The sequence below is a fragment of the Xanthomonas melonis genome (genome assembly GCF_020783655.1).
Taxonomy (GTDB): domain Bacteria; phylum Pseudomonadota; class Gammaproteobacteria; order Xanthomonadales; family Xanthomonadaceae; genus Xanthomonas; species Xanthomonas melonis.
The window spans coordinates 140,077-158,835 of the sequence record NZ_JAJGQH010000006.1; the positions used below are offsets into that span (position 1 = coordinate 140,077).

Consider the following 18,759-nt stretch of genomic DNA (forward strand, 5'->3'; position numbering starts at 1 on the left):
TGCGCAGCACGGAGGATTCCCATGAACGACCCACGCCAGGCCTCGCACCCAGACCATCCGATGTACCAACAGATCGAACGCGGTGTCCACGCAATCGACGCCACGCACGGGCGCACGCCCGACCAGACCAGCGCGCGGCTCACCGCGGCACTGCTGCCGTTGGCCAAGGAGAACGGCCTGTCGCGCGTGGATCACGTGCTGATGAGCGAGGCCAACGGCACCGGCGTGCACAGCGGCGAGAACGTATTCGTGGTGCAGGGCGACCCGGCCAACCCGGCGCATCTACGCGCGCACATGAAGACCGCGCAAGCGCTGGGTACGCCGGAAGAGCAATCGTTCGAGCGTGCGCGGCAGATCGCTGCGCCAGGCGAGCAGGTGCAGCAGCCCGAGCGTACCCAGACACCGCAGCTGGGACAGTAAAACAGCCGGGACGACGTACGATCAGGCACGCTCCTGACGCGCGCCGCCGGCGCGCACCCGTCTTCAGTGGTGGCCGCCGGACCCAGCTGTGAACCGGCGGCATGCCCGCGAACCGCAGCGTCGGGCGCAGGATGCGCCGTCAGGACGCGCACCGGAGCGCTCCGGCACGGCATGCCTCGCACGGGATTTTCCAAAAGCGCTTGCCACGCATCCATCACCACTGCGCGCGCCACCGCCGCGCCAGGCTTGCAGCGTTCTTTGCGCAGCGCTTTGACGCGAGGGCGCTGGCGATGGACCGGTCACAGCGACACGGTGGCACCCGCCATCTCTGCCTCGATCTCGTCGGCGCTGCGTGCCAGCGCATCGGTCAGTACGCGATGACCCTCGGCGGTGATCAGCACGTTGTCTTCGGTGCGGATGCCGATGCCGCGCCACCTGGCATCCACCGAGGTGTCGTCGGCAGACACGTAAAGCCCCGGCTCGATGGTGAACACCATGCCAGGTTCGAGCAGGCGCGACTCGCCGGCCAGTTTGTAATCGCCGACATCGTGCACGTCCAGCCCAAGCCAATGGCCGGTCTTGTGCCGATAGAACCGCTTGTAATGGCCTTCGGCGATATTGCGTTCCAGCTTGCCCTTGAGCAGCCCCAGCCGCAGCAGTCCCTCGGTCAGGGTCTGCACTGCAGCCAAATGCCCGGCTTCGTACGCCAGACCGGGGCGCGCCTGGGCCAGCGCGGCCGCCTGCGCGGCGCCGACCAGATCGTGCAGCGCGCGCTGCGCGGGGGTGAAACGGCCGTTGACCGGAAACGTGCGGGTGATGTCGGCTGCGTAGCCGCGGTATTCGGCGCCGGCGTCGATCAGCACCAGCTCGCCGTCGCGGCTGCGCGCGTTGTTGGCGCGGTAATGCAACACACAGGCATTGCTGCCGGTACCGACGATGCTGCCGTATGCCGGCCATGCGTCGGCAGCGCGGAACTCGCGTTCGACCTCCGCCTGCAGTTCGTACTCGTGCACGCCCGGGCGCGCCAGCCGCATCGCTGCGCGGTGCGCACGCACGCTGATATCGGCGGCCTGTTGCATCAGCGCGATCTCGTCGCGCGACTTGAACAGGCGCTGCTCGTGCAGCAAATGGCCAAGCTCGAGGAATTCGTGCGGCGGTTGCGCACCGTGGCGTACCTGCTCGCGCACGCGTTTGAGCCAACCGATCAGCTTGAGGTCGAAATCGACGTCACGACCGAAGTGGTAGTACACGCGGCTGCGGCCTTCGAGCAGACCCGGCAGGATGTCGTCCACATCGTCGATGGGATAGGCATCGTCCATGCCATAACGTGCCACCGCGCCTTCCTGGCCCTCGCGCGGGCCGTCCCAGGCTTCGCGCTCGGCATCGCGCTCGCGGCAGAACAGGATCGCCTCGCCATGCTTGCGGCCTGGCACCAGTACCAGCACCGCTTCCGGCTCAGGAAACCCGCTCAGATACCAAAAGTCCGAATCCTGACGGTAGGGGTAGTGCGTGTCGTGACTCCGCACGCGCTCGGGCGCGGCGGGCAGGATCAGGATGGCGTGCTCGCCGGCCATCTGCATCAGCTGCCTGCGCCGGCGCGCGTATTCGGCCGCGCCGATCCCGGTAAGCTTTTTCATGTCGGTGCGCAGATCAGTTCAGGCGTTGACGGAAACGCGGCCCCATCACGCAGTCGCCATGCAGCAACAGCACCGCCACGCGCACGAACTCCTCGATCTCGGCCAGCGCGGTATCGTCTTCCTCGCCGGCATCGAAGTCCTCGCTGGACGCCTGTGCCAGCCGTGCCAGATCCTGCAGCGCTTCTTCGCCTTCTTCGCTCAGCGCCGGCCGCTGCTGTGCGGCCAGGCCGAACCCGCCCAGGAACGCACGGCACCAATCGAACAAGGCATCGGTGCGCGCCGACAGCGGAGCGCCGTCCTCGACCAGCAGCAGTTCGAAGGCGAAGTCGCGATCCTCCAGCTGCATCACCGTAGCCTGCCGCAACCGATCCAGCGCGCCGCCCTGCGCGGGCGCTCCCTGTGCCGAATCGGCCAGGATGCGCGCCAGCCAGTCGGCGCTGTCGGCGCCACCGCCAGACAGCCAACCGCACAATCCACCATGCAACTCCGCCGCTGAGGACGCCAGCGCAAGCTGCCGGCTTTCGGTTTGCACAGCGGTCACGTCAGGCAGATCCATCGGGTCATCCAGGCTAAGAGCGGCAGGTGCCCGCGGATGGCGGGCGATCGGACTCACCAGTGTACCAAGGCGGCCTGCGCCGCCCGCCACCTCGGCGTTCCATGCAGCGTTCCACGCACCGCGTGCGCCCTGCAGGATACGGCTCCAGGCCTTGGCCTGGCTGGCCCGGCAGGAGGCAGGGGATGCCCAGGCCGCCGCTTGACCGCTCTGCGCGCGCGCGCCTATCGTGCGCGCATGGACAACGCCGCCGCCCTCGCCCAGATTCGCGCACTTGCCGCCCGCGTGGAGGCGCTGGTCGAGCGTACTCAACGGTTGACCGACGAGAACCGCAGCCTGCGCCATCAGCAGGAACAGCTGATCGGCGAGCGTTCGCAATTGCTGAGCAAGAACGAGCAGGCGCGCTCGCGCGTGGAAGCGATGATCGTACGCCTGAAGTCGCTGGAGCAGCACACGTGAGCAGCAACGAACCGGTCAGCGTGCGTATTCTGGATCGTGAATACACGGTGGGCGTGACCGCGGAAGAGCGAGAGAGCCTCACTGCCGCGGCCCGCCTGTTGGATCTGCGCATGCGCGAGATCCGCGGCAGCAACCGCATGGCCGCCGTCGATCGGGTCGCCGTACTGGCCGCGCTCAATCTGGCGCACGAACTGCAGCAACTGCGCGAGCAGCAGGCGCTTTACGATCGGGAGCTGGCCGAAACGCTGAGCTCCTTGAATCGCCGCCTGGATGGCCTGACCGACACACCGCGTTGAGGCCTGCGTCGCATTGCCGTCGCAAACATGAACTTTCGAGCGTGTGCGCCGACGAATGGGCTAGCCATCGCGCCGCAGAGGTCTATACTTCACCTGCGTTCTCTGCTGTAAACGACAGCGTGCAAAACATTCGCCTTGTCCCTTAATGACGACCACGGGGGCGCGACGAAGCCGGGTGTGCAAGTCCGCCTTGTAGCGGGAAGCCCGATGGCCTCACAACGTCCCCACTTGAACCCCGGGTTCAAGGTCGTTTCGCCGCATCGTCACGGCGGAGAATGCAAATCTGAAACGACGCCTCCGGGCGTCGTTTCTTTTTGCGCCGTCGTCGGCGAACCCGCCGCATCGGTGCTGGCCGATGATGCAGGCAAGGCCGGCGACTGCAACCCGACGCGCGCGCGTGCGCGCATATGCCGGCGCCACCGCATGCCATCGCGCACAGCGCCATGACACATCGCACTGCGGTCGAGACGGTGCTAGGCACGCGTCCACGCGGCGACGACAATGCCCACACCCCGTCGCTCCGAGAGCTCGATGACCGAGGACAGAAATGCGTTGCGTCAACGGCTGCGCGCCCAGCGCCGCGCGCTGCCGGCAGCGCAACGCCTGGCAGCGGCCGACTCCCTGGCAACGCGCCTGCTGACACTGCCGTTCGCACCGCAGACCGGCGCAGTGGCAGGGTATTGGGCGATGGATGGCGAAATCGCGCTGCACCGCTGGCAACTCGGTTTGCCGGCCGGGGTGCGCTATTGCCTGCCCGTGCTGGACGGGCGCGTGCTGCGCTTTGCGCCATGGCGGCCCGGCCAGGCACTGATCAGCAATCGTTACGGCATTCCCGAACCGGACGTGGAGCGCGCCGCCACCCTGGCGCCGGAGGAGATGGCCCTGGTGGTCGCCCCGCTCACCGGCTTCGACGCAGCCTGCCGCCGGCTGGGTATGGGAGGCGGCTGGTATGATCGCAGCTTCGCGTTCCGGCATCGCCAGGCGCCCCCGCCCTGGCTGGTGGGTGCCGGCTTCGCCGCGCAACAGGTGCCCGCCCTGCCGACCGAACCCTGGGACGTGGCGGTGGACGCCATCTGTACCGAACACGCCACCTTCCTGAAAGACGACGCCGTTTCCGTATGACCGCACGCAAGCGCTACTGGTTGATGAAGTCCGAGCCGGACACCTTTTCCATCGACGATCTGGAACGTGTCGGCACCGAGCCCTGGAATGGGGTGCGCAACTACCAGGCGCGCAATTTCATGCGCGATGGCATGCGGGTCGGCGACGGGGTGCTGTTCTATCACTCCAACTGCAAGGTGCCCGGTATCGTCGGCATCGCCAAGGTGGCCAGCACGGCGTACCCGGACGACACCCAGTTCGATCCGGCATCCGACTATCACGACCCGAAATCCACGCGCGAAGATCCGCGCTGGGTGCTGGTGGACGTGGCGTTCGAGCGCAAGCTCGGACGGACGATCGCACTGGACGAGATCAAGCAGCACGCCGACGCGCTGGGCGAGGGTTTCCCGCTGATCGCGCGCGGCAATCGGCTGTCGATCCTGCCGGTGACCGCTGCGCAGTGGAAATTGTTGCTGGCGATGGAATCGCCGTGATTCGGGATTGGGCATTCGCTCAATCCCCGCAGCCCGACGTGCGCCGCTCCGACGAATCCCGACTCCCCAATCCCCAATCCCGAGCCTCAACAATGTCCGAAGCAAAACGCCTGGCCGCCGAAAAGGCGATCGATTACGTAGAAGACGGCATGATCGTCGGCGTGGGGACCGGTTCGACGGTGGCCTACTTCATCGATGCGCTGGGCCGGATCGGCCACCGCATCAAGGGCGCAGTGTCCAGCTCCGAGCAAAGCACCGCGCGATTGCGACAGCACGGCATCGAGGTGCTGGACCTCAATCACACCGGCAACCTGTCGCTGTATGTGGACGGGGCCGACGAGTGCGACCCCAACCGCTGCCTGATCAAGGGCGGCGGCGCGGCGCTGACGCGCGAGAAGATCATTGCCGAGGCCAGCGAGCGCTTCATCTGCATCGTCGACCCGAGCAAGCAGGTGCCGGTGCTGGGCAAGTTCCCGCTGCCGGTGGAAGTGATTCCGATGGCACGCAGCCTGGTGGCCCGGCAGATCCTGGCCTCGACCGGCGGCCAGCCGGTGTGGCGCGACGGAGTGGTCACCGACAACGGCAACGTGGTGCTGGACGTGCACAACCTGCACATCGCCGACCCGGTGGCTCTGGAGCGCAGCCTGAACCAGATTCCCGGCGTGGTCTGCGTGGGCCTGTTCGCCCGCCGCCCGGCCGATGTGGTGATCGTCGGTGGCGAACCGCCGCGCGTGCTGTGACGCGTCGGCGACATGGAGCGCCGGCGGTCCGCGCGCGTCGATAATCACAGCGCCCGCGCGGCCGGCGCTTCGGCGCCCACCCGGCCGCGCTCGCGGCCAGGTCCATCCGCGGCGGCCTGTGTCCGCTTTGGAGCAACGCGCTGCAAGCGCAATGCATGCAGCGTCATTGCATCGGTCCGGACACGCTTGCCTGCAGGCCACGCAACCACGCCTGGGCCGCTGCGACGACGCACCGGCGGCTTGACGCGCGCCGGTGCATGGCAGATGGTGCGCCATCCCCCGCTTCGCCGGTCTGTCGCATGCGCCCTGTCCGCCTCTTCGCCCTCGCCTGCCTGATCCTGCTAGGGGGCTGTGCCAGCAGCGGACCATGGGTGGAGCTGGCCGGCACGCGCTACCAGGTCGAGGTGGCGCAGAACGACGCCGAGCGTATCCAGGGCCTGATGTTCCGCGATGCCATGGACGACGATCGCGGCATGCTGTTCATTCACGACCGTCAGGAGCCGCTGGCGTACTGGATGAAGAACACCAAGATCGCCCTGGACATCCTGTATTTCGACGACCAGCGCCGGCTGGTGTCGCAGCAGCGCGACGTGCCGCCGTGTTCGGCCGGCGATGCCTGCCCGCCCTACCCCAGCAAGGCTCCGGCCCGCTATGTGCTGGAACTCAATGCCGGGCAGGCGGCCAGGCTCGGCCTGCAGGACGGCACCGAGCTTGTTTTCAGTCCGGATATTCCCAAGCTGAAGTGATTCACAGCGATGCGGTGTCGCCTGTCAGGAAGTACCGGACTTGAACCCCGCGTCGCTTGCCGACACTCTTGGAGGCATGGTCGACATGCTCCCACTTCCCCACTGGACCGCACTCGCCAGCCTGGACGACGAGGCGGTGCCGCTGATGTCCACCGCGCTGCTGATCGCGCGCGACGAGTATCCACAGCTGGATGCCGAGTTGTACGACACCCTGGTGCAGAGCCATGTCGAACACCTGCGCCCCGAAGTGGAGGCGATCGATCTGTGGCCACTGAAGATGGCCGCGGTCAACCGCTACCTGTTCGACGAACTGGGGTACTCCGGCAATCACAACGAGTACTACGATCCGCGTAACAGCTATCTCAACCAGGTGTTCGAGCGCCGGCTGGGCAATCCGATCTCGCTGGCCATGGTGCAGATCGAAGTGGCGCGGCGCCTGGGCATCCCGCTGGCCGGCGTGTCGTTTCCCGGGCATTTCCTGGTCCGGCTGCCGGTCGACGACGGGGTGCTGGTGATGGACCCGTTCAACGGCGGCCGCCCGCTGGGCGTGGACGAACTACGCGAACGCGCGCGCCCGCATCTGGGCGGCGAGATTCCCGACGACCGCGCACTGGCGCAAATCCTCGACCCGGCCCCGCACCGTGCGATCCTGATCCGCATCCTGCGCAACCTGCACGGCGTCTACGCCGATGCCGAGCATTGGGACCGCGCCGCACGTAGCGCCGACCGCATCCTGAAGCTGGTGCCCGATCAGCCCGAAGCCCTGCGCGATCGCGGCATGGCGTATCTGCACCTGGGCCACCGTAGCGGCGCGCGTCACGATCTGTCGCGCTATCTGCTGCTCAACCCGAGCGCGCAGGACGCGGCGAGCCTGCACGAACATCTGGTCGAATTGAACAGTCAGCGCGCCCGCGCGCACTGAAGCACACCCCCAGCGCCGGCCAGACGGCATCCTGCCTGCGCGCGGCCTCGGCCAGGCCGACCGGGCGGCCGACATCCGTGGATGCCTCGCGTACGGCCGCGCGCGTCCGCCTGCAATGCCCGCTCCCGGGCGCAATCCGCCCGCGGCATTGGGCCAGGCGGCTTTTGCCGCTCAGTCGATCTCCACCATCTCGAAATCGTCCTTGGTCACCCCGCAGTCCGGGCAGGTCCAGGTATCGGGCACGTCCTGCCAGCGCGTGCCGGGGGCGATGCCTTCCTCGGGAATGCCGTCGGCCTCGTGGTACAGAAAGCCGCAGACCACGCACATCCAGGTTCGGTAGGTAGTCGTGGATGTCTCGCTCATCGGATAATCGCGGCCATGCAACGGTGGGGTCTGCATTGTCCCATTCCACCCACTGCTTTCGGAAGCGCAGCCATGCCGCACCTCGAAGACGCCCGCGGCGTCTACCTGATCACCCCCGATGAGCCCAACACGCAGCGCCTGCTGCTGCGCACCGTCCCGTTGCTGCCGTCCGTCACCTGGCTGCAGTACCGCAACAAGCAGGCCGACGCGCCGCTGCGGCTGCGCCAGGCGCGTGCCCTGCACGAGGCCTGCGCGGCGCATGGGGTGCCGCTGATCATCAACGACGATGCGCAGCTGGCCGCGCAGGTCGGGGCGCAGGGCGTGCATCTGGGCGAGGACGATGGCGAAGTGGCCGCAGTCCGCGCCTTGCTGGGCGAGCAGGCGATCATTGGGGTGTCGTGCTACGACGGGATCGATCGCGCACGCATCGCGGCTGCGGCAGGCGCCAGCTACGTGGCGTTCGGTGCGTTCTTCCCCACCACCACCAAGCAGACCACCCGGCGCGCCACGCCGGCGCTGCTGCAGCAGGCTGCCACGCTGGGCGTGCCGCGCGTGGCGATCGGCGGTATCACGCCTGCGCATGTGCCCGACCTGGTGGCAGCAGGTGCCGATCTGGTCGCCGTGGTCAGCGGCGTGTACGCGGCGGCGGATCCGGTCGCAGCGGTGCAGGCATATCGTGCAGGGTTCGGGTCTTAGTGCGGCAATCGTTCAGGCTTGCAGGCTTGCAGGCTTGCAGGCTTGCAGGCGCAAGCTATTCGTCCAGGCTTGTAATGCGCTTCAAGCTGGTGAATTTTTATTTCACTGCATCTGTTGATCACAGAAAGCCGGGGGCGTCGAGTGTGCGGTGCCCTCACCGCTCGCGGGACACGCCGTGGACCCGTCCATGGGGGCTAGATGGCGGCATCCATGCCGCCAACGGTCCCGCAATCGGCAAGGACACCGCATCAGATAGTTGGCTGGCAGCCAACGAAAAGCGGCTCACTGCTACGAACCGCTTGCTGCATTTGTCGATTGGGTTGCTGCTGCGGATCGGTTGATCCATGACATCCGATAGGCATTGCGACAGAAATCGAACGAGCTGACACCTGCTTTGTTCAGCGAGTCGCGCAATGCACCGCTTGTGCTACGCCCGCCGACCGTCGCGAATGGTCCTTGCCCGCTCACCGTCGCGGGACCCTTGGCGGCATCCATGCCGCCAAGGGTCCCGCAATCGGCAAGGACACCACGCCAGACAGTTGGCTGGTTCTTTTTGTTGAAGAGCAAAAGACACCGCGTCGTCAGCCAAGCCATCTCCCAAAACAAAAACAGCGACGCGTGCTTTCACGCGTCACTGCCGGAACCGGCTTTGTCGCTGGCGCGATTAGAAGTCGTAGCTCAGGGTCACCCGGCCAGAGCGCGGCGCCTGGTAGGCCACGACCTGATTCCACAACGGATTGGTCGTGTTATCGGGCAGCTGCGAGAACGGGTAGATATTGGTCGCGGTCTGCTCGTTGGTGATGTTGAACACGTCAAAGCGCAGCGCCAGCCTGCCATCGGCGAACGCGGGCTTGTAGGTCACGCCCATGTCGAGTTGCGCGATCCAGCCCAGGCGGCCCTGCGAGCCCGGAGGCGATGCCACGCCGGTGCCGGTTTCCGGGTTGTAGCAGTAGTGGTAAGGCCCGCCAGTGATGGCGCTGCCGCCATAGCCGGCCGGATCGCGGCCGCTGTATTGGCTGCCGTAGTAATTGCCCAGGCAATTGTGTGGCGCACCGGAGATCAGGCTGAAGTTGGCCGAGGCGCCCCATTGCGGATTGAACTGGTAGAAGCCGAACAACTTGAGCTGATGGCGGTGATCGTTGGACTGGTCGCCGTTGAAGTGTTCCATCAGCGCCGGATGGTCCCAGCTTTGCGTGGTCGAGACCGAGGCCTGGCCCTGGTAGCTGCCCAGCGCACCGCCGGTACGCCATAGATCCGAGCGCACCTGACCCTCTGTGGTGCCGTAGCTGTGCGACCACACATAGTTGACCTTGGCATACCACTGGCCGTCGAACGGGCGTTCCAGATTGAATTCCACCGCCGAATAGTTGCGTTTGAACTTCGGGAAGCCAGCCGCTTCACGGCTGACCGAGACTTCGTGGAATTGACCGTCGGTGCCGATCACGCCCCAGGTGTTGGTCTGGCCAGGATTGATCAGCGAGGCGCCAGCCACCTTCGAGAAATCGATGGTCACCCCTTGCGCCGCTGCCGCATCGATCAATGCGGTGTTGGAGACATCGTAGTTCTGGTCGTCGATGCCCGCGTTGAGGCGGCGATGGGTGCCGCGCATGCCCAGTACCCAGCCGCTGTCGAGTTGCTTGGTGAAGCCGAGGATGAGTTCGTCCTGGTTCTCGCCTTCGATGTCCTTGACCACCGCCGTGCGCACGTCGGCAATGCGGCCGAAGCGCGAATTGGCCGACACCGCAGAGCCCAGTTGCTGCGCCAGGATCGGCGTGCCGTCGGCATTGATGCCGCTGTAGGTGAAATAGGTGTCGGTGGTGGTGGCCGGGGTAAACAGACTCACCGCCGACAGCGGCAGGCCTAGATAGTAGCGGCCGAGGTTACCGAACACCTTCAGGCTGGAATCGCCGTTGACGTCCCAGCTGAAACCCAACCGTGGCGCCCAGGCGTTGTCCACCTCGATGTACGGGTCGCCGAACGGGGTGTAGTTGGTGAATTCGTCCTTGCGCAGGCCCAGGCTGAGCAGCAGATTATCGGTGACCTGCCATTTGTCTTCGATGTAGTACGCGCGTTGTTTCGCCTCGTAGGAATACAGGCTGGTATTGATGTTGCGCACCACGTAGTAGCCGCTCGATCCGTTGACCGGATCGACCAGCCCCGGGCTCGGCGCGCCGATGCCGCCGGCTTCGTTGGCCGACTGACTGACCAATCCGCCGGTCGCCAGCCCGTTGGGATCATTGGTCTGGCCATAGGTCCACGCAAAGCCGGGGCCGGACAGCACCGACCCGACGTCGATGCCTTCGGACTTCTGGTTGTCGATACCGAAGTTGAGCGTGTGATGGCCCAGCCGCCATTCCAGATTCAAGCGCTGATTGTCCTTCTTGTACTCGCGGTCGGGCGAGCTGACCGAGGTGACCAGCTGATTGCCGATACGCGGTGTGCCGCCGGTATAGGCGGGATTCTGCAACGCGGCGCTGTTGATCACCGGACCGTTGGCCGCGTTGTAGTTGAACGGAGTCAGCTCGTCCGGTGTGGTCATCTTGCCGTACAGCGCCGTCACGGTGAGGTTGTCGCCGAGGTAGCCGGTGTACTTGCCGGTGAACAGGGTCGGGCCGGTCTTCCAGGTGGATTCGTCGGTGAGATAGCTGCCGCGCGCGCGGCTGAGATAGTTGTAGCGATAGATCGAGCCGTTGGTTTCGGCTTCGTCACTGGCACCGGTCACCTCGATCAGATGGTTGTCGGTGATGTTCCAGTCCACCTTGGCGTACCAGCGCTGCTGCTTGTAGTCGTAGTCGGTGAGGCCGCCGGTGCGGCCATTGTCGGTGTCGCGATTGGTGCCCACGCGCACGCCGTCCGAGTCGACCTGTTCGGCGGCCAGGAAGAAGAACAGCTTGTCCTGGATGATCGGCCCGCCCACGTAGGCGCTATAGGTGGTCTGGTTGGCCTCGGCCTCGCTGGCCGGCTGGTACAGGCCGTTGGCTGCGCGCGCGTAACGGTAGGCGGCGTTGTTGACGGTGCTGGCCTGGCTGTCCGGGCGCCAGTAGAGATCGCGCTGGTTGGCGCGCAGGCCATTGGGCTCCCAGATCACCGCGGCGCCGAACTTCCATTCGTTGGTGCCACGCTTGCCGATCTGATTGATCACGCCGCCGTTGGAGCGACCGAACTGCGCGCCGTAGCCGCCGGTGAAGATTTCCTGCTGGTCGATGGCGCCGTAGGGCAGGGTCAGGCCGCCGAGATTGTTGCTGATGGTGGTGGTGTTGAAACCGTTGAGGTAGTACGCGTTTTCGCTGGCGGCCGAGCCGCCGAAGCTGGGCAGCGAGCCGCCGAGCGGGCCGTTGTCGAACCCACCGCTGTTGACCACGACGCCCGGCGCCAGCAGCGCGATCGCTTCGGCGGTGCGGCCCAGCGGCAGCTGCGCCAGCTGTTCGGCGGTGACCACGGTGCGGGTATCCACGCTGCTGACGTCGATGGTGGCCAGGCTGGCGGCATTGACGGTCACGCTGTCCAGGGTCTGCACGCCGCTTCCTGCGGCATTGGCGGCGAACGAGACGTCGGTGTTCGCGCCGACGGTGATGGCCACATTTTCGCGGGTTTCCACCACCGCGCCGTCGCGCTTGACCGTCACCTTGTAGGTACCCAGCGGCAGGTTGCCGGCGGTATAGCGGCCGCGCGCATCCACCGGCACCTCACGGCTGAGGCCACTGTTGTTTTCCACCACCACGCTGGTGCCGTTGCCCTGCCCCACGCTGCCGACGATGCTGCCGGTGGTCGACTGCGCGTGTGCGCTGCCGATGGCCACCACCAGGGCCAACGCCAGGGCACGCTTCTGGATCCTGCGGTTCATGCTGTCTCCCAAAAGTCTGAACTGTTGCGACGAATGAACGGGGCCATGAGCCACCGCAATCACACTTTCTGAACATCGGCTGCCCAGCGCCAATAGCGCTATGCCATCAGCTCATGCCCGAGGCGGTCGATACCGTCGCGCTCGATCATAGGCAGGCCGGCTCGCCCACCCGTCGCCCGCGACGGGTAGGCAGGCATCTACCGGGTAGGCGTACACGGCTGCAGGCCTGACAATGGCGCAGACGATGCCTGTTGCCGGGCATCGCGGCCCCCACCGAACTTCCTCAAGGATCCGCGCGCATGAACCACACCCGCTCCCACGCCCTGTTCGCCCGGGCGCAGACACTGCTGCCCGGTGGCGTCAACTCACCGGTGCGCGCGTTCAAGTCGGTGGGAGGCGAGCCGTTCTTCGTGGCGCGCGCCGACGGCCCGTATCTCTACGATGTCGACGACAACCGCTATATCGACTACGTGGGCTCGTGGGGCCCGATGATCGCCGGCCACAACCACCCTGCAGTGCGCGAGGCGGTGGAGCGCGCGATCCGCGACGGACTGTCGTTCGGCGCACCCTGCGCGGCCGAGGTCGGCATGGCCGACACCATCACCCGGCTGGTGCCGTCGTGCGAGATGGTGCGCATGGTCAACTCCGGCACCGAGGCCACGCTGTCAGCGGTGCGTCTGGCACGCGGCGCGACCGGGCGTAACCGCATCGTCAAGTTCGAAGGCTGCTATCACGGCCACGGCGACTCGTTCCTGGTCAAGGCCGGCAGCGGCATGCTGACCCTGGGCGTGCCCACTTCGCCGGGCGTGCCGTCGGGCCTGAGCGAGCTGACCGCCACGCTCAGCTTCAACGACTTCGAAGGCGCGACCGCCCTGTTCGACGAGATCGGCGCCGACGTGGCGGCGGTGATCATCGAACCGGTGGTGGGCAACGCCAACTGCATTCCGCCGCTGGCGGGCTACCTGCAGCACCTGCGCACGCTGTGCACGCGCCACGGCGCGCTGCTGATCTTCGACGAGGTGATGACCGGCTTCCGCGTGGCCCTGGGTGGTGCGCAGGCGCACTACGGCGTGACCCCGGACCTGACCACGTTCGGCAAGATCATCGGCGGCGGCATGCCGGTGGGCGCCTATGGCGGCCGGCGCGAGCTGATGGAGCAGATCGCGCCGGCGGGCCCGATCTACCAGGCGGGCACCTTGTCGGGCAATCCGGTGGCCATGGCCGCGGGACTGGCGATGCTGGAGCTGGTGCAGGCACCCGGCTTCCACGACCGGCTGAGCGAGGCCACCGGCCTGTTGTGCGAAGGGCTGGAAGACGCCGCACGCGCGGCCGGCGTTGCGGTCACCACCAACCGGGTGGGCGGCATGTTCGGGCTGTTCTTCACCGACCAGATCGTGGAGAGCTACGCGCAGGCCACCGCCTGCGACACCACCACCTTCAATCGCTTCTTCCACGCGATGCTGCAGCGGGGCGTGTACCTGGCGCCCTCGGCGTACGAAGCCGGCTTCATGTCCAGCGCGCACGACGCGGCGACGATCGAGGCGACGCTTGCCGCCGCAGGCGAAGCCTTTGCCGAGGTGGCGCGCTGAACGAGGCGGTCGACTGAGCGGCGCGTGTCCGCTGCGATCGCCGGCTCGGGCCATCCCGCGCCGGCGATTGGCCACGGCCGCCGATGCGTCCTGCATGGCCGGCCGCGATCGCGCCCACGTTTGCACGCGACCACCGCGCCAACGCCACAGCTCGCTGGCGAGGATGCTCGCACGGCGTGCGCGTTGGCTGAGTGGGCCGGTGGCGGTTCGCGCCCGGCCCGACGGCAACACTGCCTGCATCGCCGGATGTGCAGGACATTCGAACAGCGATCCGCGGTTTCAGCGATCGCTGCAAGCGCCGGCTCCCGTGCAGGCGCATGCAGCTGCTGCCACGGCCTGCACCGGCACCGATGCATGCGCCTGCGCGACCTTCACGAACGCCATTGGCTGACGGAGCGCGCTTGCCGACCCGGCGCACACCGACGGCATCGCTTGCCGCGATGCCTGCGATATGCAGCAGACGTCTTTGCTTTTGTCGTGTGGCTGTCATACCTTTCTGAAAGGTGCTCACGGACGGGCATGGGTGGGGACCCTCGAAGCAGCCGATCCGCCGTTGTCGTCTTCGCTGGCGACAGGTTGGCCGTCGCCGCTGTTTCATCCAGTCATGCAGCGCGTCGCGCCGGCGCGCTGCCGACGCTTGCCACGGCCGCCCTCGCCTCATGCTCAAGCCTGTTGCGTTGCTCACTCCGCGCCCGTCGCCATTGCGCGACCGCCATCTTCCCGACTGGCTGCTTGCCGGCAAGCTGGAGCCCCCATCGCCGCGTCCGGGGGCAGTGCTGCGCACGTCGCTGCTGACCGCGCTGGATCAGGCACAGGCACGCCCGCTCACCTTGCTGCTGGCGCCACCCGGCTTCGGCAAGACCACCGTGCTGGCGCAATGGCATGCCCATCTGCATGCAAGCCGGCACAGGGCGGTGGCGTGGCTATCGCTGGATGAAGAAGATGCCGATGCCGCGCGCTTGCTTGGCCACCTTGCCCTGGCGCTGCAGCACGCGGGCGCGGACGAGGCATTTTGCGCACGCGTGCTGCACGAGCGTGACCAGGACCCACGCAAGGCGCTGACCCTGTTGCTCCGCGCACTGCATAGCGCACCGCGTCCGATCAGCGTGATCCTCGACGACTATGACCGCGTGGGCAGTGCGTCGGTCGATGACCTGGTGCTGCGGTTGATCGAACACGGCGGCGGGCGCCTGCATCTGTTGCTGGCCACCCGCCGCATCCCGGCGCTGCCGCTGGCGCGCCTGGACCTGCAAGCGCAACTCAGCCGGCTCGGCAGCGCGCAACTGGCATTAGATGGCGATGAGGCGCGCGCGTTGCTGGGAGCGCAGATCCCTGCCCCGGTGGCGGACGCCTTGCTGCATTACACCGAAGGCTGGCCGGTGGCGCTGCATCTGGCCCGGCTCTGGCTGGAAGGCGATGCGCAACGCCAGCAACAGGTGACGGCGCGCTTCTCCGGGCGTAGCGCGCAGATCGCCGCTTACCTGGCCGAACAGGTGGTCAACGACCTGGATGCGGACACGCGCGATCTGTTGCTGCGCACCAGCCACCTGGAGCGCGTCAATGCATCCCTCGCCGATGCGCTACGCCAGCGCGATGACAGCGGGCGGCTGCTGGCGCGCCTGGAGCACTTCCATGGGCTGCTGGTGCCGCTGGACGGCGAGCGCGAATGGTTCCGCTATCACCCGCTGTTCGCCGACTTCCTGCAGCAGTTGCTCGACCGCGAACATCCCGGCCAGGCCATGCAGCTGCACCAACGCGCGGCGCGCTGGTTTGGCGAGCACCGGCATCTGGCCGACGCCGTGCGGCATGCCGCGCGTGGCGAGTGCGGCGACCTGGCTGCCAGCTACATCGCACGCGCAGGCACCTGGCAATTGCTGTTGACCCATGGCACGCATGCGGTGCGCGCGTTGTTGCGCCACTTCGACCACCGCACCATCCGCGACACGCCCGCGCTCAACCTGACCCAGGCGCACCTGCATCTCAAGCTCGGCGAATTCGGCCACGCACGCCTGCTGCTGGAGCGCTTCCGCGATTTCCCGGCCGCCCTGCGCGAGCCGCAACAACGCGACTACACCGTGATGGTGGCGCTGCTGCGCGACCGCCTGGATGAGATCTGCGGCAATCCGCATGGCCTGGCCCAGATCGCCGCGCAAGCCGGCGCACTGGACGAAGACGACCACCTGAGCCGCGGCATGCTGCTGTGCATCTGTGCCAACACGGCTCTCGCACAGGGCGCCTTTGCCGTGGCCGAGCGCCATGCGCTGGCCGCGCGCGATGCCATGCGCCGCGGCGGCAGCGATCTCGGCGCCAGCCAGGCGCTGCTGTCGTTGGGGCAGAGTCTGTTCTATCGGGGCCGGCTCGGCGACGCCGAAGCCTGCTACCAGCAAGCCCTGCAGTGCTGCGCGCGTTCACCGCAGCCGGATCGTGTATTGCAAGCCGCAGGTCAGTGCCTGCTTGCGCAGCTGCACCATGAGCGCGGCCACCACGACGATGCGGCCGACCTGCTGCATCCGGCTCTGGAGCTGCTGGAACAACACGATGGCAGCGCCGACATCCTGGCAGCCGCCTACCAGACCGCGCTGGGCCTGGAACGCCTGCGCGATCGCAGCGGACGCAGTGCCCTGGCGTTGCTCGAACACGTCGAACAGATCGCCCACGGGCGCAAGCTGGCGCGCTTGTCCGAACTGGCCGCCGCGTGGCGGCTGATGTTGCTGCTGGAGCACCCCGGCACGACGGCCATCGACCTGCTGATCGCGCGCAGCGGCGGCGAATCCGGCCTGGCCCACACGCTGCGTGCCGCGCACCGCTGGCGCGATCGTGCCGCGATGGGCTTCGCGCTGGCACGCTGGCACCGCCTGGCCGGACGCAGCAGTGCGGCACTGGGCATTCTTGGACAGATCGAACAGGCCTGCCTGAGCAACGATAACGCGTGGCATCTGGCGCGTACCCGCGCACGCATCGCGCTGGTGCTACAGCAGCGCGGCGAACTGCTCGAGGCACTGCCGCCGCTGTACAGTGCACTGGAGCATGTAGCGCTGACCCAAAGCTGGCAGGCCATCGTCGAGCTGGGGCTGCCCGCCAAGGCCATGCTGCGCTCGCTGCGTCAGCACGACCCGCACACCATTGGCGGCACCACGCGCGCCTTGACCATCCAGGCACTGCTCGAACGGCTCAGCGGCGACGAAGACCCGGCCAGCGACATGTTCAGCGAGCGCGAACTGGAAGTGCTGGCGCAGCTGGCGCGGGGTCACTCCAACAAGCAGATCGCCCGCCACCTGCACCTGTCGGAGAACACCGTCAAGTTCCACCTCAAGAACCTGTATCGCAAGCTCGATGCACGCAGCCGCGAGGGTGCGCTGGCGCAGGCACAGCAACGCGGTGTGTTGTGTGTCCAGCCTCCGCAGCACTCCAAGGCGCCAACTTGAGTGGGCGGCACCTTGAGCGAGCGGCGGTGCCAGGCCTATTGAACGACCCTGCCGCACTCGGCAATGCACGGGATAAGACGCGGGCAACCAACACGCTTCAGCCAAGAGCAACCCACAAAACGACGGTGCTCACCGGCAGGCGGGCGCGGCCGGTGCCCGGAACGGCATGTACCATGCATACATTCCGCTTCCTCAAAGCCGTCCATACCCAGCTCACGACTGTTCGTTACGTTCTATCAGTCGCTCTGAGTGCCACCCCGCTGCAGCTTCAGCCGAATGTGAGTGTGCCCTTCATCATCGCCCAGTGCCCGGGGAACGAGCAGAAGAACGTGTACGCGCCGCCCTTGGTCAACTTGCTGGTCGCAAAGCTGACGGTGGTACTTTCGCCGCCACCGATGACCTTGGTATGCGCGATCACGCGCGCATCGGCCTTGGGCAGATAGCTGTTGGCGATGGTCGATCGCATGCCGTCATTGGCGACCGGCTGGAAATCGGCAGACTTGGTCAGCACCCAGTTGTGCCCCATCACCGTGGCAGCCAGCTTGCCGGAGTGCTTGAGCGTCACGTCCACCTGGGTGCAGTCGGGCGCGATGCTGATGGCGCTCCGGTCGAACGCCATGTGGTCGTTGCCGGTGATGGTGACCGCACAGCTACGCGCCCATGCCGATGGCGCCATCGCCATCAAGCCGAGCACCGCAATCGTCGAATACAGTTTCAAGACATGTCTCCAGCAAACAGAACTGCGCGATCCATTCGTCACCCGCGCCGCTCGCGCACGGCGTCGGGGCACTCAGGGTAGCGCCTTGGCGCAATCAACGGAATCGAGTGCGCTCCAGTGACGCAACCTGAGCGGCGTAGCGCACCGTTGGCGCGCGGGACATGCGCGGCGTTGCCCAAGGAAACCCCTGCGTCGCCACGCTGGCGGTCATGGTGCTTCCGCATGCCAGCACGGCGTCAGGGCCGTACCGCGACCACTTCGATCTCCACCCGGTACAGCGGATTGCCCAGCGCAGCGATCTGGAAGGCCGAGCGTGCCGGAAGATTCGGCTGCGCCTTGGTGCCGAAGAACTGGCGGTAGCCTTCCATGAAGCCATTGAAATCCATCTTGCCCCCCAGGGCCGGGTCGCCGACCAAAAACACCTGCATCTTCACCACATCGCCCATCCCCAGCCCCAGCGCTTCCAGCTGCTGTTTGATCTGGTTCAACACGCTCACCGTCTGCGCTTTGGTATCGCCGTAGGCGGCAGCCGAATCCTTCGGTGCGCTGGTATCCAGCACCGCCGGTACCTTGCCGCTGACGTACACCGTCGCCTTGCCGGCAGGAATCTCCACCGCCGCGGCGATCGGGAAGTCGCTATTGGGAATCTTGTGACGGATGACCTCGGCGGCAGTGGCAGCGGCAATACCCACCGAGCATGCGAGAGCGGCAACCAGGACACTTGCAAGAGGACGGAACATGGCAACTCCTTGGCAT

18 protein-coding genes and 2 other RNA genes are annotated in these 18,759 nt (G+C 66.7%); 14 read left to right on the top strand and 6 right to left on the bottom strand.

Annotation, left to right across the window (positions count from 1 at the left end; all coding sequences use genetic code 11):
* The first annotated feature begins 21 nt into the window (after positions 1–21).
* Positions 22–420 (top strand): XVIPCD domain-containing protein, encoded by a 399-nt coding sequence (locus LL964_RS07785; RefSeq protein WP_104586752.1) that lies wholly within the window; start codon positions 22–24, stop codon positions 418–420.
* A gap of 299 nt (positions 421–719) precedes the next feature.
* Here the strand turns inward: LL964_RS07785 and LL964_RS07790 are convergent, their stop codons facing one another.
* Both LL964_RS07790 and LL964_RS07795 read right to left on the bottom strand, forming a co-directional pair.
* Complete coding sequence (locus LL964_RS07790) at positions 720–2,057, bottom strand: aminopeptidase P N-terminal domain-containing protein (protein ID WP_104586753.1); 1,338 nt, start codon at positions 2,055–2,057, stop codon at positions 720–722.
* Between the two features lie 13 nt (positions 2,058–2,070).
* Entirely contained in the window at positions 2,071–2,613 is a 543-nt protein-coding gene (locus LL964_RS07795; RefSeq protein ID WP_104586754.1) for a YecA/YgfB family protein, read from the bottom strand.
* Positions 2,614–2,847: 234 nt separating this feature from the next.
* On the opposite strand from LL964_RS07795, the gene LL964_RS07800 reads away from it, so the two are divergent.
* The 8 genes from LL964_RS07800 to LL964_RS07835 all read left to right on the top strand — a co-directional run bounded on the left by LL964_RS07800 (position 2,848) and on the right by LL964_RS07835 (position 7,368).
* Complete coding sequence (locus LL964_RS07800) at positions 2,848–3,069, top strand: TIGR02449 family protein (RefSeq protein ID WP_104586856.1); 222 nt, start codon at positions 2,848–2,850, stop codon at positions 3,067–3,069.
* Positions 3,066–3,365 (top strand): cell division protein ZapA, encoded by a 300-nt coding sequence (locus LL964_RS07805; RefSeq protein ID WP_104586755.1) that lies wholly within the window; start codon positions 3,066–3,068, stop codon positions 3,363–3,365. The genes LL964_RS07800 and LL964_RS07805 overlap by 4 nt, the downstream gene beginning before the upstream one ends.
* A gap of 96 nt (positions 3,366–3,461) precedes the next feature.
* Positions 3,462–3,644, top strand: a non-coding RNA gene (gene ssrS, locus LL964_RS07810) — 6S RNA.
* A 252-nt stretch (positions 3,645–3,896) separates the two neighbouring features.
* Positions 3,897–4,487 carry a 5-formyltetrahydrofolate cyclo-ligase gene (locus LL964_RS07815; RefSeq protein WP_104586756.1) on the top strand — a complete coding sequence of 197 codons (591 nt, stop codon included), beginning with the start codon at positions 3,897–3,899 and terminating at the stop codon, positions 4,485–4,487.
* Positions 4,484–4,960, top strand: a complete 477-nt coding sequence (locus LL964_RS07820) for an EVE domain-containing protein (RefSeq protein ID WP_146092347.1) — start codon at positions 4,484–4,486, stop codon at positions 4,958–4,960. The genes LL964_RS07815 and LL964_RS07820 overlap by 4 nt, the downstream gene beginning before the upstream one ends.
* Before the next feature lie 92 nt (positions 4,961–5,052).
* Positions 5,053–5,700, top strand: coding sequence for a ribose-5-phosphate isomerase RpiA (gene rpiA, locus LL964_RS07825; RefSeq protein WP_104586757.1), 648 nt, complete (start codon positions 5,053–5,055; stop codon positions 5,698–5,700).
* Between the two features lie 299 nt (positions 5,701–5,999).
* The gene (locus LL964_RS07830; RefSeq protein ID WP_104586758.1) at positions 6,000–6,446 is read left to right on the top strand and encodes a DUF192 domain-containing protein; all 447 of its coding nucleotides are present in this window, start codon (positions 6,000–6,002) and stop codon (positions 6,444–6,446) included.
* 40 nt (positions 6,447–6,486) lie between these two features.
* Complete coding sequence (locus tag LL964_RS07835) at positions 6,487–7,368, top strand: SirB1 family protein (RefSeq protein WP_104586759.1); 882 nt, start codon at positions 6,487–6,489, stop codon at positions 7,366–7,368.
* 171 nt (positions 7,369–7,539) lie between these two features.
* On the opposite strand, the gene LL964_RS07840 is transcribed toward LL964_RS07835, so the two are convergent.
* Positions 7,540–7,767 carry a rubredoxin gene (locus LL964_RS07840; protein ID WP_146092348.1) on the bottom strand — a complete coding sequence of 76 codons (228 nt, stop codon included), beginning with the start codon at positions 7,765–7,767 and terminating at the stop codon, positions 7,540–7,542.
* 36 nt (positions 7,768–7,803) lie between these two features.
* Between LL964_RS07840 and thiE the strand changes: the two genes are divergently transcribed.
* Complete coding sequence (gene thiE, locus LL964_RS07845) at positions 7,804–8,427, top strand: thiamine phosphate synthase (RefSeq protein WP_104586760.1); 624 nt, start codon at positions 7,804–7,806, stop codon at positions 8,425–8,427.
* Positions 8,428–8,501: 74 nt separating this feature from the next.
* Positions 8,502–8,768, top strand: coding sequence for a hypothetical protein (locus tag LL964_RS07850; protein WP_167395239.1), 267 nt, complete (start codon positions 8,502–8,504; stop codon positions 8,766–8,768).
* A gap of 323 nt (positions 8,769–9,091) precedes the next feature.
* Here the strand turns inward: LL964_RS07850 and LL964_RS07855 are convergent, their stop codons facing one another.
* Entirely contained in the window at positions 9,092–12,271 is a 3,180-nt protein-coding gene (locus LL964_RS07855; protein ID WP_167395261.1) for an outer membrane beta-barrel protein, read from the bottom strand.
* A gap of 299 nt (positions 12,272–12,570) precedes the next feature.
* Between LL964_RS07855 and hemL the strand changes: the two genes are divergently transcribed.
* The 3 genes from hemL to LL964_RS07870 all read left to right on the top strand — a co-directional run bounded on the left by hemL (position 12,571) and on the right by LL964_RS07870 (position 17,527).
* Entirely contained in the window at positions 12,571–13,860 is a 1,290-nt protein-coding gene (hemL, locus tag LL964_RS07860) for a glutamate-1-semialdehyde 2,1-aminomutase (protein WP_104586762.1), read from the top strand.
* A gap of 659 nt (positions 13,861–14,519) precedes the next feature.
* Positions 14,520–17,285 carry a winged helix-turn-helix domain-containing protein gene (locus LL964_RS07865; protein ID WP_104586764.1) on the top strand — a complete coding sequence of 922 codons (2,766 nt, stop codon included), beginning with the start codon at positions 14,520–14,522 and terminating at the stop codon, positions 17,283–17,285.
* A gap of 166 nt (positions 17,286–17,451) precedes the next feature.
* Positions 17,452–17,527, top strand: a non-coding RNA gene (locus LL964_RS07870) — sX9 sRNA.
* 26 nt (positions 17,528–17,553) lie between these two features.
* Here LL964_RS07870 and azu read toward each other — a convergent pair.
* Positions 17,554–18,003: an azurin gene (azu, locus tag LL964_RS07875; RefSeq protein WP_104586765.1), complete on the bottom strand. Its 450-nt coding sequence runs from the start codon at positions 18,001–18,003 to the stop codon at positions 17,554–17,556.
* A gap of 236 nt (positions 18,004–18,239) precedes the next feature.
* A complete protein-coding gene (locus LL964_RS07880) occupies positions 18,240–18,743 on the bottom strand; it encodes a RidA family protein (protein ID WP_104586766.1) in 504 nt (167 codons plus the stop codon).
* Positions 18,744–18,759: the final 16 nt, after the last annotated feature.